This is a genomic window from Chitinophagaceae bacterium (assembly GCA_007695095.1).
Lineage (GTDB): Bacteria > Bacteroidota > Bacteroidia > Chitinophagales > REEL01 > REEL01.
This window is the reverse complement of the sequence record REEL01000071.1, coordinates 44,493-60,590: the sequence shown is the minus strand read 5'-3', so window position 1 is coordinate 60,590 and position 16,098 is coordinate 44,493. Positions and strand designations below refer to the sequence as shown.

At 35.6% G+C, this 16,098-nt stretch carries 14 protein-coding genes; 11 read left to right on the top strand and 3 right to left on the bottom strand.

Annotated elements, in window-relative coordinates; translation table 11 throughout:
* Positions 1-137: 137 nt before the first annotated feature.
* On the bottom strand, positions 138-1,067 hold the full coding sequence (locus EA412_02945; protein ID TVR81529.1) for a DUF2911 domain-containing protein: 930 nt from the start codon (positions 1,065-1,067) through the stop codon (positions 138-140).
* Between the two features lie 140 nt (positions 1,068-1,207).
* Here EA412_02945 and EA412_02940 point away from each other — a divergent pair, with 140 nt between their 5' ends.
* The 6 genes from EA412_02940 to EA412_02915 all read left to right on the top strand — a co-directional run bounded on the left by EA412_02940 (position 1,208) and on the right by EA412_02915 (position 7,214).
* Positions 1,208-1,693 (top strand): hypothetical protein, encoded by a 486-nt coding sequence (locus EA412_02940; protein TVR81528.1) that lies wholly within the window; start codon positions 1,208-1,210, stop codon positions 1,691-1,693.
* Positions 1,694-1,840: 147 nt separating this feature from the next.
* Positions 1,841-3,421 (top strand): methylmalonyl-CoA mutase, encoded by a 1,581-nt coding sequence (locus tag EA412_02935; protein TVR81527.1) that lies wholly within the window; start codon positions 1,841-1,843, stop codon positions 3,419-3,421.
* A gap of 33 nt (positions 3,422-3,454) precedes the next feature.
* A complete protein-coding gene (locus tag EA412_02930; GenBank protein TVR81526.1) occupies positions 3,455-4,216 on the top strand; it encodes a hypothetical protein in 762 nt (253 codons plus the stop codon).
* Positions 4,206-5,129, top strand: coding sequence for a bifunctional metallophosphatase/5'-nucleotidase (locus tag EA412_02925; protein ID TVR81525.1), 924 nt, complete (start codon positions 4,206-4,208; stop codon positions 5,127-5,129). Before EA412_02930 ends, EA412_02925 begins: the two co-directional genes overlap by 11 nt.
* 95 nt (positions 5,130-5,224) lie before the next feature.
* Positions 5,225-6,661, top strand: coding sequence for a chromosomal replication initiator protein DnaA (gene dnaA / locus EA412_02920; protein TVR81524.1), 1,437 nt, complete (start codon positions 5,225-5,227; stop codon positions 6,659-6,661).
* Positions 6,662-6,737: 76 nt separating this feature from the next.
* On the top strand, positions 6,738-7,214 hold the full coding sequence (locus tag EA412_02915; protein TVR81523.1) for a hypothetical protein: 477 nt from the start codon (positions 6,738-6,740) through the stop codon (positions 7,212-7,214).
* A 13-nt stretch (positions 7,215-7,227) separates the two neighbouring features.
* Here the strand turns inward: EA412_02915 and EA412_02910 are convergent, their stop codons facing one another.
* Positions 7,228-8,010, bottom strand: coding sequence for a hypothetical protein (locus EA412_02910; GenBank protein ID TVR81522.1), 783 nt, complete (start codon positions 8,008-8,010; stop codon positions 7,228-7,230).
* Between the two features lie 156 nt (positions 8,011-8,166).
* Between EA412_02910 and EA412_02905 the strand changes: the two genes are divergently transcribed.
* From EA412_02905 to EA412_02885, 5 genes are all read left to right on the top strand, one after another.
* The gene (locus EA412_02905) at positions 8,167-8,676 is read left to right on the top strand and encodes a 3-hydroxyanthranilate 3,4-dioxygenase (GenBank protein TVR81532.1); all 510 of its coding nucleotides are present in this window, start codon (positions 8,167-8,169) and stop codon (positions 8,674-8,676) included.
* 11 nt (positions 8,677-8,687) lie between these two features.
* Positions 8,688-9,758: an amidohydrolase gene (locus tag EA412_02900; protein ID TVR81521.1), complete on the top strand. Its 1,071-nt coding sequence runs from the start codon at positions 8,688-8,690 to the stop codon at positions 9,756-9,758.
* 52 nt (positions 9,759-9,810) lie between these two features.
* A complete protein-coding gene (gene kynU, locus EA412_02895; GenBank protein ID TVR81520.1) occupies positions 9,811-11,088 on the top strand; it encodes a kynureninase in 1,278 nt (425 codons plus the stop codon).
* A gap of 61 nt (positions 11,089-11,149) precedes the next feature.
* The gene (locus EA412_02890) at positions 11,150-12,523 is read left to right on the top strand and encodes an FAD-dependent monooxygenase (protein TVR81519.1); all 1,374 of its coding nucleotides are present in this window, start codon (positions 11,150-11,152) and stop codon (positions 12,521-12,523) included.
* A gap of 156 nt (positions 12,524-12,679) precedes the next feature.
* Entirely contained in the window at positions 12,680-14,821 is a 2,142-nt protein-coding gene (locus EA412_02885; protein TVR81518.1) for a PKD domain-containing protein, read from the top strand.
* Between the two features lie 12 nt (positions 14,822-14,833).
* On the opposite strand, the gene EA412_02880 is transcribed toward EA412_02885, so the two are convergent.
* Complete coding sequence (locus tag EA412_02880; protein ID TVR81517.1) at positions 14,834-15,970, bottom strand: anhydro-N-acetylmuramic acid kinase; 1,137 nt, start codon at positions 15,968-15,970, stop codon at positions 14,834-14,836.
* Between the last annotated feature and the right edge of the window lie 128 nt (positions 15,971-16,098).

Genomic DNA, 16,098 nt, shown 5'->3' with positions numbered 1-16,098 from the left:
CATAGTGGGTTCGGCAAAATGTATATAGCCAGATAAACTTTTTTTACACACAATTTTGTTTAAGCAACAATAAAAAAAGGGCAGAGATTTAAAACCTCTGCCCTTTCTATATTTTAAAGAATTTAGAATTTGTATGCCTAAATTTCAGATTTTAACCGCTCCAAATTTCCTATTAGGAACCCTTCTGCTCCAAAAGATTCATCTTTTCTTCCTGCTTCAAGTGCTTTCTCAGTAAGCTCTATGGCTCTTGGAATATCTCCCTGCTTCTCTCTAAGGTTTGCTTTTGCAAAGTAATTTCTCCAGTTTTCTTCAATTGAAATAGATTTGTTAATCCATTTTTCTGCATCTTCCATTCTTTCGCCTTTACTAACAAGATATCTTGCAGACTGACTATAAACCATCCAGTCATCATCATCGGCATTTTTAATAGCCTTGTCGATCTTTTTCAATACGATATCATGTGTGTTAACTTCAATATCAAATTCAATCTGAAGATTTTCCCATGCCATCACAGCGGTTCCACTTGTTTCCGTTACATCTATAAACTTAAACGTCATCATTTCATAATGAACGTCTGTACTTTCTGCTTGTAGTTCAAGTTGCAATGCATCATTTGCTTCATCGTAGCCAATAGAACTATTAACCTCTGTGTCTTTATGGAACATAAGTTTCCAGTTGCCATTCTCATTCGGAATTGTAATTATAGAATATTTTCCGGCTGCAACAGGATTTCCATTTACCATTACATCATGCTGCAATTTAATAGTTGTTGGTGCATTTGCACCTGTTCTCCAAATTTCATTATAAGGAACAAGCTCTCCCCAGACTACTCTTTCTCTTACAGCAGGCCTGCTGTAGTCAATGCGAACATCTGTAACGCCTATAACCTGATTTACCTGAGACCTTGGGCTTATAGCAGGGAATCTTAAATCAACTTTTTCGTCATTTTCTTTAACTTTCTTTTCTTTTTTGTCCATAGTTTCTTCACTTGCTTGTTGACTGTTTTCGGAGCAAGCAAACAAGGTGGTCAGCAAAATAAGTGCTGCATAAAAAGATACTGATTTCATATTTTATTTTTTTGATAAGTTCAAATTTAATGAACTTTATACTATTATTTTAAAAAAGTTAAAAGCATATGCAGATATTTAAGTTTAATTTAGCATTGACATTTGTATTTTTACTTGAAAAAGGTTAAAAAATCTAATAATTGCCTGATATGCAACGCTTTGTTTTTTTATTTTTTCTTATGTGTATAAATTTGAAGTTTACTCATTCTCAAGAAATAGTATATAAGCCGATTTTTGGAGGAATTAACTTCTATCAAGATGATAAACAACTTTCAGATACTGAATTAAAAAACATTCTTCAAACAAATGACTTGTCTGCACATTACTTACGAAGAGCGGAGGCAAATAAAAGAATAGGCAGAGTTCTCAGTAGTATAGGAGGTTTTATAATTGGTTATCAATTAGCAAACTATTTATATGGTTCCAAACTAAATTGGGAAATCGCTGCTATCGGAGGTGGTATTGTTTTACTTTCCGTTCCTTTAAATGTCAGATATTTAAGCTTAAAAAAAATGGCAACGATAACCTACAATGAAAATCGAAATGAATCATCATTCAATCAAACAAAACCCAAATTGCATATTACAAGTGGTGGCGCAAATTTTGGATTCATACTTAACTTCTAAATTTAACTTTATATAAGCTTTACAATCTTAGTTTTTTTTAATGTTTCAAGCGTTTCCCCTGCGTTAAATTTGTGAAAAACAAAATCCATCTAATGAAGATTACAGCTTTAATTTTTACCTTAGTAACCAGAAAATCTAATATACCGAATGAGCAGTAAAAAAGCAACAGAAAGAAAGGAGCGTTTTTTAACGGACTCCGGAATAGAAATAAAACCAACCTATACCTTAGCTGATCATAAAGCTGAAATACCCGGTGAGTTCCCTTTTACCAGAGGAATTCATCCTAATATGTACAGAGGTCGTTTTTGGACAATGAGGCAATATGCAGGCTTTTCAACTGCAGAGGAATCTAACAAAAGATATCATTATTTACTTTCTCAGGGAACAACAGGACTTTCAGTAGCTTTTGATTTGCCAACTCAAATCGGTTATGATTCTGATCATCACTTTTCTGAAGGTGAAGTTGGAAAAGTGGGTGTTGCAATTGACTCTATTGAAGATATGGAGTTGCTTTTAAAAGACATTCCTTTAGATAAGATTTCAACTTCAATGACTATAAATGCAACCGGATTTATTCTGCTTGCCTTATATGTTGCTGTTGCAAAAAAACAAAATGCAGATTTATCAAAGCTGTCAGGTACTATTCAAAATGATATTCTCAAAGAATATGCTGCCAGGGGAACTTACATATACCCTCCTAAGCCTTCAATGAAAATTATCACAGACATCTTTGAATATTGCAGTCAATATTTACCCGCATGGAATACGATTTCAATTTCCGGTTATCATATACGTGAAGCCGGGTCTAATGCAGCTCAGGAAGTCGCTTTTACCTTAGCCAACGGAAAGTCTTATTGTAAGGCCGCCATTGAAAAAGGATTAGATATAAATGTATTTGCCAGAAGATTAAGCTTTTTTTTCAATGCACATAACAATTTTTTTGAAGAAATAGCCAAATTTCGTGCAGCCAGAAGAATGTGGGCTCACATTACCAAAGAATTAGGAGCTACTGACCCTAAAGCGCAAATGATGCGTTTTCATACACAGACAGGCGGATCAACTCTAAGTGCTCAACAACCCTTAAATAATATTTCAAGAGTTACCTTACAGGCTCTTTCGGCTGTGCTCGGCGGAACTCAATCATTGCACACAAACGGCTATGACGAAGCACTTTCTCTACCTACTGAAGAAGCGGCTTCCATTGCTCTAAGAACGCAGCAAATCATTGCTTATGAAAGTGGTGTGGCAGATACGGCAGATCCTTTAGCCGGTTCATATTTTATTGAAAATCTAACCGATCAAATAGAGGAAAAAGCCCGGGAAATCATTGATACTATAGATGCTATGGGAGGTTCTGTAAGTGCTATAGAAGATGGATATATACAAGAACAAATAGCTCAATCTGCTTATGATTATCAACAACAAATTGAAAGTAAGGAAAAGGTTATTGTTGGAGTTAATAAGTTTCAAACAAAAGAACCCCCTTTTGATAAATTATTTTCGGTAGATGACAGTATCCGTATTCAACAAATTGAAAAGCTTAGAATTTTAAGAAAAAAAAGAGATACAGAAAAAGTAAATCAATGTCTTAAAAATTTAACCGATAAAGTAAATGCAGATGAAAATATCATGCCTGCCGTTATTGAAGCCGTTGAGAACCTTGTAACCTTAGGAGAAATTTCCGATTGCCTGAGAAATATTTTTGGTGAACATAAAGATAGCTTCTAATCTATTTTAAAACTAAAAGCACTTAAGAAAAACATGAATAATACATTTTTAAAAATTTTCTCCTTTGTAATAACAATTGGCCTTTTATTAAATGGGTGCAGCTCTTCAAAAGATTTAAGCATAAGCAAGGCTACCTATGGAAGCTATGAAATTGAAGAATCCATAGAAAAATCTTCAGAAATGGAAGCCTTTTTGGCTACATATAAAGAAGCGCTGGAAGAAGAAATGAATGAGGTGGTTGGTTACGCTCCATTTGATATGCCCAGAGCGCAGCCGGAATCTTTACTGGGTAATTTTGTCGCTGACCTGATTTTGCATCAGGGCAAAACTTATTACAATAAGCCGGTGGACATTGCTATAGTAAATATTGGTGGACTAAGGGTGCCCAACATTCCGGAGGGAGAACTTACCAAAGGCGACATTTTCGAATTAATGCCTTTTGACAATTTTTTGGTTATAATGGAATTAGATGCTCAAACTTTAATCAAACTGGGAGAAGTAATTGCCGATTGGAATGGCTGGCCGGTAGCCGGAATGGAATTAGAAATTAACAACAGAAAATTGGAAAGCTTAAAAATTAATGGAGAAGCTCCGGTTGCTGATAAAATTTATACGGTCGTATTATCTGACTTTCTCGCTGACGGAGGAGACAGGCTTCCCTTTTTAGTAGATTTACCAAGAGAAAATCTGGGTGTACTTTTCAGGGATGCCATTTTTGATTACTTAAAATATCTGAAAGAATCTGATAAACCAATAACTTCTAAATTAGACGGGAGGGTTAAATATGTTCAATAGAAGAAAATTTATACAAAATGCCGGTTTGGCAACTTTAGCATTCGGGATTGGAAAATTTCCCTTTGAAGCATTAGCTGAAGGGGCATTAGAAAAACTAGTTTTGCTACATACAAATGACACTCATTCGCGAATGGAACCCTTTCCGGAAGGTTCCAGGTTTGAAGGGATGGGAGGAATTAGCAGGCGGGCAACCCTAATTAAAAGTATCAGAAGCCGGGAAAAAAACGTACTTCTAGTAGATGCAGGCGATATTTTTCAGGGAACCCCTTATTTTAATTTTTATTTAGGAGAACCGGAAATCAAAAGCATGTCTATGATGGGCTATGATTTAGCTACTCTGGGAAATCATGATTTTGACGCCGGACTGGATGGCCTGAAAAGACAGCTCCCAAATGCCTCATTTGATTTCGTTTCTGCAAATTATGATTTTAAAGATACCATTTTAGAAAATGAATTTAAGCCGTATAAGGTATTTCAAAAAGGGAATATAAAAATTGGAATACTGGGTTTAGGAATAAAACTGGAAGGCCTGGTTCCTCCTTCATTATATGGAAACACAAAATATACCGATCCGGTTAAAGCTGCCAATAAGTATTCTGAAATTCTAAAAAATGATTATAATTGCAACTATGTGATTGCTTTAAGTCATCTTGGTTTTAGGTACGCTGACCCGGAAAGAATATCAGATCATACCATCGCCTCACAGACAGAAAACATAGATATGATCATTGGAGGACACACACATACCTTCCTTGACGAGCCGGTGTTACTTAAAAACAAACTGGGTAAAGATGTGATAATCAATCAGGTAGGCTGGGGAGGCATCCGTTTGGGGCGCATTGACTTATATTTTGATAAAAAAAATATGAAAATTTTCAGCCTGAAACCCAATACTGTAATTCTTGACAAATAAACAATAGCCAAAACAGTTTTTTATTAACTTTTTTTTGTTCATTTTCGTAGCTGTATAAATTTATTTTTTAACCAAAAAAAACCTATGAAATAGCTATGATAAAAACATGCGATTCTATATGGAAAGAATGTTTAAAGGTATTTCGCGATGTTTTAGGACAGAGAGCATATAAAACTTGGTTTGAACCAATAAGGCCTGTAGAGCTTAAAGATAATGAAATGACCATACAGGTTCCGAGCCAATTTTTTTATGAATATTTGGAAGAACATTATTCTGAGCTTATTTTTAAATGTCTTAGAAGAGAAGTCGGTCCCGAAGTCCGTCTGAATTACAAAATACTAATGGAAAATAAAAACAGCAATAATGGCTCACCTCCCACTACAATAAATTACCCGAATCAAAAAAGGGGAAATTTTATTAATAAGGACGTTAGCTCTCCATTAGTTTTAGGTGACTCACCCAAAAACCCTTTTGTAATTCCCGGCTTGAAAAAGATGGATATTAATTCAAATCTAAAACCGGGTTTCACATTTGATTCCTTTGTGGAAGGAGATTGCAACCGACTTGCCAGAGTATCCGGTTATGCTGTTGCTGAAAAACCGGGACAAACCTCCTTTAACCCTTTGGTTATTTATGGTGGGGTAGGGCTTGGCAAAACACACCTTTTGCATGCAATTGGCAATCAGGTAAAAGACAAATATCCGTCCAAATCAGTTTTATATCTCACGACAGACACCTTTATAACTAAATTTATTGAGTCTATAAAAAAAGGCACTGTTAATGATTTTGTACAATTTTTCAAAGTAATCGATGTATTACTGCTAGATGACATTCAGTACTTGGCAAAAAAGGAATCCACTCAGGATATTTTTTACCAAATATTTAATGAGCTTCACCAAAATCAAAAGCAAATTGTCCTTTCTTCCGATAAAAAACTCAATGAACTGGATGGTATAGAAGACAGATTAACCTCTCGTTTTAGAATGGGATTAACCACAGATCTTCAGCCACCTGATTTTGAAACCCGGAAAGCTATTATTGAAAAGAAAATGTTTGCCGATGGCATTCAGTTTCCTGATGAAGTAGTTGACTTTATTGCCCAAAACATCAACACTTGTGTCAGAGATTTACAAGGTGCAATCATTTCTTTGCTGGCTCAATCCTCTTTAAACAAAAGAGAAATTGACATGGATTTAGCCCGGTCAATACTAAAAAATCTGGTAAAAAACATTTCTCAGGAAGTTAGCATAGAATATATTGAAAAAGTTGTTTGCGAAAACCTGAATGTACAGGTTAACTCTTTAAAGGAAAAAACCAGAAAAAGAGAAGTAGTACAGGCCAGACAACTAACTATGTATTTATCTAAAATATTTACGGACAAACCACTGAAAAGCATTGGAGATTATTTTGGAGGTAGAGATCATAGTACGGTGATTCACTCATGTAAACAAATAACCGACCAAATGGATGTTGATTCTGACTTTAAAGAAAAAGTGGACTTGTTAACTAAAAAAATTAAATCAAACCTTTAGGGATTGTTAAAGAATTTTTAAAAAAAACTTAAAAACGAAGCAATTTTTATTTTTGCTTCGTTTTTTTTATACTTTTATGAGCATAAATACATTTTATCATATAAATTTTAATCAGATGAAAAACTTAATCTTACTTGCTACTTTTCTTTCTTTTGCTCTTTATAGTTGTAATAATGAAGGGTCTGACTCTAAAACAAGTGATGCTGCTGATAAAGTAGAAATTGATATGGATGGTCCGGATTTTGAAATGAATGTCATCAGTTTTTCTGTAGAAGATCGCAGAACTCAAGTTGAACTTACTAACCGAATGGGAGAAGCTATAACAAGTGTCAGCGGTCGTTTAAATTTCATGAATGAAGATGGAGCTGCTATTTCCAGAGCTACCGGAGCACCGATTACTTCTCCTTTTCAACAGGCTGCAAATCCGCATGTTGTAGACGCTAAATCTATCCGTAATATATCTCTTGGTAATGACATCCCGGAAGGAACTGCATCAATTAATATCTCAGAAATTAAAGTTGTAAAAGCTTCGGGAGAAGAAGCTACATTTTAATTAAGTATTTCTTTTAAAACACCTTTCTGAGAAAAGGTAATGTTTTTCTGTTTTTAAAAGCATGAATGCTTGCTGCTATTATAAGCAACAAAGGAAAAGCCAGGATAAACTTTGCAATATGCGGGTGGCTGTCAATTACGTTTATGTATACGGCAAAAATTCCCCAAGCGCCAACAATGGCAGCTTCCCTCATATTTCTTTTTATGATTAGCAAAAGATAGATAAGGGTGCTGACAGAAAGCATTACAAACAGCCATGCGGTCTCACTTAGGTATAACTCAGCCTCCATACTTTTGAGATATACCGTGACATTTATAACGGAAGCCAAAATTATCCAAGCAAAATAAATACATATCGGCCACCACACGAAAAAAATAATCTTTAGTGGTGCGTCCCAAACTTCCAATCGGTATTTCAAAACCAAACGGATAAGACAAAACAGCAATAAAAAGATTACTATGGTGGAGTAAAAAACAAAATTATTAACCCATAAAAGTATCCAGAGTAAATTGAAAAAGCATGATAAAGGAAACCATGGAAAACTGTCAAAAATGAGATTTTTAACCGGTCTTCTAAAATAAGAATACCATTGAAAACCAATAAATAAAGCTAATAGCAGATAAATCACGCCCCATATTCCAAATGCATAAGAAGCCGGAGTTATTAAAGTCGGGTAAAAATTGCTGATATCACCTACGCTATACTCACTTAAAGAACCTGAGCCTCCTAAAGAATTAAAAATCAAAACAATGATTAAAGCAATGGTATTTAAGAGCAAAACATGAATTTCTTTCATAGAGCAGTACTTTCGTTTATCGTTTACAATTAAGCTTTAATGGGCAATAAATTTCCATTAAACATCTTTCATATCTGTATATAAAGATAAAATAATCATTGACAGTATGAATAAATTTCTTATTTTTAAGAAAACTAAAATGTAAAAATCATGAGTATAAGTGCCCCATTTAATTTTAAAACATGGATTGATGAACATCGACATCTACTTAAACCTCCGGTAGGAAATCAGCAGGTTTTTAAAGGAAATGATGACTTTATTGTTATGGTGGTCGGCGGACCGAATACCCGAAAAGATTTTCATTATAATGAAGGGGAAGAATTCTTTTTCCAATTAGAAGGAAATATTGTCCTTAGAATTATTGAAAACGGTAAGCCAAAGGATATCTCAATAAAAGAAGGCGAAATTTTTCTACTGCCACCTAAAGTGCCTCACTCTCCTCAAAGACCGGCTAACTCTGTTGGTTTAGTCATTGAAAGATATAGAAACAAAAATGAAAAAGACGGATTTCAATGGTACTGTGAAAGTTGTAACCACTTACTTTATGAAGAGTATTTCGTTTTGGAGGATATAGTAAGTCAGTTGCCAAAAGTAATGAAAAACTTTTATGAATCTGAAGAACGCAGAACTTGTGATAACTGCGGACATGTAATGGAAAAGCCTTAAAAAAAGTAGGAATGAAAGAAAAAAAGTTTTTTAAAGTAGATATACATACCCATATAATGCCGGAAAATCTCCCCAGATTTGCAGACAAATTCGGATATGACGGATTTATACATTTAGAGCATCACAGCAGTAATTGTTGTCAGGCAGATATGATGATTGGCGATAAATTTTTCAGAAAAGTAAATCAAAATTGCTGGGAACCGGCAAGTCGTGTTGAGGATTGTAAAAATACTGATGTTGACGTTCAGGTTTTATCAACCATACCGGTATTGTTTAACTATTGGGCAAAACCTAAAGACACACTTGAAGTTTGTAAGTTTTTAAACGACCATATAGCAAGTGTTGTAGATAAAAACCCTAAAAGATTTATAGGGCTTGGAACGCTGCCCATGCAAGACCCCAAGCTTGCCGCAAAAGAACTCAAAAGATGTATGGAAGATTTGGGCTTAAGGGGTGTAGAAATCGGTTCTCACATTAATGACTGGAATCTTGAAAATGAAGAATTATACCCTTTTTGGGAAGCTGCTGAATCGCTCGGAGCATCTGTTTTTGTACATCCCTGGGACATGATGGGCACTGAAAAAATGCCAAAATACTGGTTGCCCTGGTTAGTGGGAATGCCGGCTGAAACTTCTCTGGCTATTTGCTCTATGATTTTTGGAGGAATTTTTGAAAAATTTCCGAAACTAAAAGTTGCTTTTGCCCACGGGGGAGGATCATTTCCTGCAACTATCGGCAGAATTGAACATGGTTTTAATACCCGTCCGGACTTATGCGCTGTAGATAATAATATAAACCCCAGAGAGTATCTTGACAAATTCTATCTGGACACCCTTGTTCATGATAAAAAAGTTTTAGAATACTTAGTGGATTTGATGGGGCCGGAAAAACTTTGTCTAGGCAGTGACTACCCATTCCCGCTTGGAGAACACGTTCCGGGAAAGCTTATAGAAGAAAGTGCTTTTAATGACTCCGTTAAGCAGCAACTACTTGCTCTAACAGCTTTTGAATGGCTGGGCGTTTCTCGGGAAAATTATATGCCTGATGTTTTTCTACAAAAACACCATAAAAGCATTTCATAGAAATGTTTGCTGATTTGCTTAAAAGCCTTATTACCTTTGCTCAAAAAAATATATGGAATTCGCATTTGAAAAAAACTTTGCAGAAGAAGCTGACAAAAAAGATGAATTAAAAAGCTTCAGAGAGCAATTTTACATCCCAAAAATTCAGCAAAAAGACGCTTTATATTTCTGTGGCAACAGTTTAGGACTGCAACCCAAAACTGTTGATATTCATTTGCAACAGGAGCTAAAAGACTGGAAAGAATTAGGTGTTGAAGGTCATTTCGAAGCAAAAAATCCCTGGTTTTATTATCATCACTTTTTAACCCCGGGGTTAACTGAATTATTGGGAGCAAAAAAAAGTGAAGTAGCAGCAATGAACGCCCTCAGTGTAAATCTGCACTTGCTGATGGTGTCTTTTTATAATCCGGGAAAAAATAAATTTAAAGTTCTGACCGATACGCCTATTTTTCCGTCTGACCGTTTCGCTATTCAAAGCCAAGCTGATTTTCACGGTTATGAAAATGCTCTTCTAGAAGTTGATATCAGTAATTGTAATGGAAGTGAGGCAAATGAAAAAATCATTCAAAATATACTAAAGCATAAAGATGAGCTGGCACTGATTTTATTATCCGGTGTTAATTATTATAGCGGTCATTACTACGACCACAAAAAAATATCAGAAGTTGCTTCTGCAAACAACATAACTTTTGGGCTTGATTTAGCACATGCGATAGGGAATGTTCCTCTTAAGCTAAACGAGTGGGATGTAGATTTTGCAACCTGGTGTTCCTACAAGTATCTGAATAGCGGACCGGGTGGGTGTAGCGGCATTTTTGTGCATGAAAAACATCATGAAAACAATCAATTAAAACGATTCAACGGATGGTGGGGCACAGATGAAGAAACCCGCTTTAAAATGGAAAAGCAATTTGTTCCTCAAAAAGGAGCAGGAGCCTGGCAACTGAGCAATGCCCCGGTATTAAGTATGGCAGCCCAAAAAGCTTCATTGGAAATTTTTCAAAAAGCTGGAATCTTAAAATTAAGAAAGAAAAGCGAACAATTGACAGCCTATATGGCCTTTATAATAACTGAAACAGAAAGAAAATTTTCCGGGAAATTCAATCTGATTACTCCCCCTGAAAAAGAATCCAGAGGTTGTCAGTTATCTATTCTGGCAAAAGACAGAGGGCGGGAAATATTTGACGAAATGAAAAAGGGTGGGCTAATTGCTGACTGGCGGGAACCTGATGTAATCAGGCTGGCACCTGTGCCTCTATACAATTCTTTTTCAGATGTCTATCAATTTGGTGTTTTGTTAAATGAAGCATGTCATAAAATTTATCGGTAAAGATCTTTTCGCTTTTTGAACAAAAACAAACGAACACTCTTTATTTTAAAACTTTTATTCGATGAAGAAAAATTACAATGATATAAAAACGACAGTGGTGGGTGGGGGATTAGTAGGCTCTTTATGCACTACGATACTTGCACGCAAAGGCTTTAAAATAAACATGTATGAAAGCAGACCGGATATACGCAAAGTAAAAATTTCAGCCGGGCGTTCTATTAATCTGGCATTAAGCGAAAGGGGCTGGAAAGGCCTCAGAGCCGCCGGCGTAGAAAAGGCAGTAAAAGACATTGCTATACCAATGCATGGACGGCAGGTTCATGATGAAAAAGGAGTAGAAAACTTCCAGCCTTATGGTTTAGAGGGGCAATCAATATATTCAGTTTCCAGAGGAAGGATAAATCAAATTTTACTTGAAGAGGCTGAAAAGTACGAAAATGTAAATTTACATTTTAATAAAAGATGCACTGACATAAATCCTCAAAAAGGAGAAATTACCTTTACAGACACTCAAAGTGACGAAGAAACCCTGACTTCTTCCGACTTAATTTTCGGAGCCGACGGAGCATACTCGGCTATCAGATATAATTTACAAAAAACAGATCGGTTTAATTATAGTCAGCAATTTTTAGAACATGGTTATAAAGAATTAGCCATGCCTCCGGCTGATGATGGAACTTGGAAAATAAAAAAAGAAGCCTTGCATATATGGCCCAGAAAAAGCTTTATGCTAATAGCCTTACCAAATACTGACGGCTCTTTTACTTGTACATTATTTTTACCCTACAAAGGAGAACAGGCTTTTGAACACTTAAATACCAAAGAAGATATCAGCCGTTTTTTTAATCGTTGGTTTCCGGATGTAGTGCCGCTCATACCGGATTTAGAAGATCAGTTTCTTAAAAACCCAACTTCTTCATTAGTCACCATTAAATGTTCACCCTGGGTTTTTGATAATAAAGTGGCTCTGATAGGAGATGCTGCCCATGCTATAGTTCCTTTTTACGGACAAGGTATGAATGCCGGATTTGAGGATTGTCGGGTATTAAATGATTTATTGCAGGAAGATTTAAGTATCCCTGAATTGTTACAAAAATATCAGGGGGAACGAAAACCAAATGGAGACGCTATAGCTGAACTGGCTTTGAGAAACTTTATTGAAATGCGGGATAAGGTTGCAGATGAACGCTTTCTGTTCCGTAAAAAAATCGAAAATATATTACATCAACGTTTCCCTGATTTATATATACCGCTTTACAGTATGGTTACTTTTGCCGATCATATCCCTTATTCGGCGGCTCTTAGAACCGGAAAGCTACAGGATGCTTTCTTTGAAAAAATCTTTAAAAAATCCTCTTTAAAAAATCCGGAAAGCGATGAGGCCGTAAATACTTTGCTCCGGGAATGGGAAAATTATTTTTCTGAAAACAATTGATATACTAAAAGTTAAAGTGATAAATTTTTCTCATTTTTCAGAAATTTTCAATACATTAAACAAGAAAAAAATTAAAAAGAAGTTATGATTATAAATAAATTTTAAAAACCATATTTGTTATCAATAATCTTAAACAATTGCTCCAATTTTATATATATGTTTCTTAGTAGCCAAAAATTTATCCTTTCATTTCTTGTTTTTACTTTCTCTTTTTATTTGTTAAAGGCACAAGTAAGTGGCCCTGAACAAGATTGCAGCAATGCCATATCTGTATGTCAGGATATTTATGTACAAAATGAATCTTATGAAGGCTTTGGGGACATGCAGGAAATTTTAATTCAAAATACAAGTTGTTTATTAAATGGCGAAAACAATTCTGTTTGGTATATTTTTACAGTTACAGGTAGTGGTGATTTAGAATTTTCAATTATTCCTTTTGCCAACGATGACTATGACTTTGCCTTGTATGACTTAACCGGCTTGTCCTGCTCAGATATCTTAACAGGTGTTGCTCCTGAAGTACGTTGTAATTATTCAGGTACGCTCGGACCAACCGGCTTGCAGTCCGGATTTACAGGCATTTCTGAAGGAGCCGGCGGGCCACCTTTCAGTGCTCCCCTTCCGGTTAATGTCGGTGAAACTTATGCTTTGGTAATTGATAACTTTACCAGCTCTGACGATGGTTATACTTTAGATTTCACTGCTTCTTCTGCTCAAATATTAGACAATGTACCTCCTGAATTAGCAAATGTAAACACCTCCGGTTGTGACGAAAGCTTCTTTTTAGAAGTTATCTTATCAGAACCTGTTTTATGTAGTTCAATCGATCCGGACGGAACAAATTTCAGCCTTAGTGGGCCGGATAATTTAAATATCTTATCTGCCAGCTCTGATGATTGTGATGCCGGTGGAGCCTTTACTTCCATTATTGTTTTAGAATTAGACCAATATATCATAAATGGCGGTGCCTACACTTTAGATTTACACGGATCTGACAACGGTACTTTTTTAGAAGATAATTGCGGAAATATTGCAATTTCAGACCAATTGGTTTTTCAGGCAAATAATATAATTATACCTGATATAGAATATGAAATTAGTACCGGCTGCTCAAATGATACTGTCACAATTATAAATAATACAGAAGGAAATGTAACTGATATAATATGGAATTTCGGCAATGGTATGACTTCTTCTGATTTTGCCCCGGAAATAACTGTGCTGTCAGGTGGCGTTTTAAATGTAACTGTTGAAATGGAAAGTTCTGATTGTGTTGTTCAGGAAAGTTTTACTGTTCAACTATCAGATGGTTTTAACGCTGCCTTTACCAGCCTTACAAGCCCAATTTGTGCCAATGAGGATATTGAGTTCGAAATCACTACTCCAGCTTTTGCGGATAACTATAACTGGATTTTCCCTGATGGCGTTACTTACGACATCGAAAACCCTGTACATAGTTTTGCCGAGGCAGGGACTTATTCCATTAGTTTAACGATAGCCAATTCATTTGAAGGATGTACAGAAACGGTATTGCAAGATGTAGTGGTTAACCCTCGTCCAAATGCAATTATAAATGTACCAAGCATTCTTTGTAGTGGTGAAGTTATTGTATTAGATGAGTCTTCAATAGGTAATATTAGTGCTTACACATGGAATACCGGTGACGGAAACACTTATGAAACAGCTAACCCACAGCATGTATATGAAATGGAAGGCACTTTTGATATAAGTTTGTTTGTGTCTGACGGCATCTGTGGAACTGACTCAACCGTTACTACAATAACCGTTAACCAAAGTCCAGAATTTTCACTTGGAGCTGACACAAGCATTTGTTTTTCAGAAACTTTAGTGATTGAACCGGACTTTCCTCCGGATTTTGATAGTTTCCAGTGGTCAACCGGTCAGGATAATGTTACTTCCATTGAAGTATCAACCACACCGGAAATTGTATGGCTTGAAATTACTGCTGATGGTTGCACCAGAAGAGATAGCTTAGAAGTTACCTCCGGCACAGATGAATGTCCGTTACCAATAAGTATACCCAATGCCTTTACACCCAATGAAAGTGGAATAAATGACGTATTCAGACCGGTAGCCAAAAATGTAGAGACTTTCGAAATGCAAATTTTTAATCGCTGGGGTCAGAAATTATTTAGTACAAATGTTATCAATAATGGATGGGACGGCACTTTTAATAATGCTGACCAACCCATGGGAGTTTACGTTTATGATATCAGAATTCGTTTTCTGGACGGACGTGATGAGTATTTTACAGGAAATCTGCACTTAATCAGATAAGCAACATTTTTTTTATTCAAAAAAATCATCGGGATTTGATACAGCCTGTTTCTCTTTATGTCCAAAGTAAATTGATCCGTTTACAGTATCCTGTGTCGCACCTGTTACAGATTTAAGACAGTTCACCTCGTTTCGCATTCTCAATACTCCCAAGAAAGCAATTATTAATGCTTCTTTATAATTAATTACATCTTCATTAGGAACAATTACACTCATGGGCAAGGCTTCAGATAATTTTTCCATAAGGAAAGTGTTAAATGTACCTCCTCCACTAAATAATATGCTTTCATCCTTATTAAAAGTTACATTTTTCGTGGTTTCAATCATTTTTATGTGATTAGAAATCTGATAAACTATATGCTCCACAAGAGTTCTTAGTTTATCTTCAATTGGAATCTGATATTTTTTAATAGTCGGCCATAAAACTTTATTTACAAAACCACCACTCAGCGTTTTTGGATATTCTTTTGTATAATACCAACTCGTATTTAAATCATTGAAAAAACTTTCATTTACTGTTCCTACGGAAGCTAATCTGCCTTTATCATCATAATCGGAGCCATTCTGTCTGGCTACCGGATTCAGGATTAGATTACATGGACAAATATCAAAAGCTACAATCTCATCCGGAAGGTGAGCGCTTATGTTTGCAATACCTCCCAGATTTATAAAGTATTTATAGTCCGGGAATAACTTCATTTCACCCACGGGCACTATAGGAGCACCCTGACCGCCATAAGCTATATCCATCGACCGCAGGTCTGTAATAACCGGCAAGCCGGTCTTAGCCGCAATAGATGCGCCATCCCCAATTTGACTGGTCATCAGGTTGTCGGGTTGGTGAAATACAGTTTGACCATGAGAAACGATAAAATCTACCTTACTTCCTATTCCTTCTGACTGTATCCAATCATTCACAACCTCTCCGATGTAATGTCCAAAAAAAGTGTCAGATTTAAGATATGTTACAGCATTTTGCAACACCAGATTCTTAAGACGAAGAAACCATTTTTTATCATATTTATGGCAATGAGATTTTAACAGCTCAAACTTCCAATTCCCATCCTCTTCTTCAAATTTGCAGTAAGCAATATCCAATCCGTCTAAAGAACTTCCGGACATAAGTCCAATTACATGATAAGTTTTCATTTTAATATATTATAAACATGCTGCTGCCAATATTGGCATAAACAGAAACATTGAGTTTTTAGGACTCAATTTCTTTCAATAGTATTATTGGACGTTTATAGTATAGTGTTGGTAATATATTACAAAAA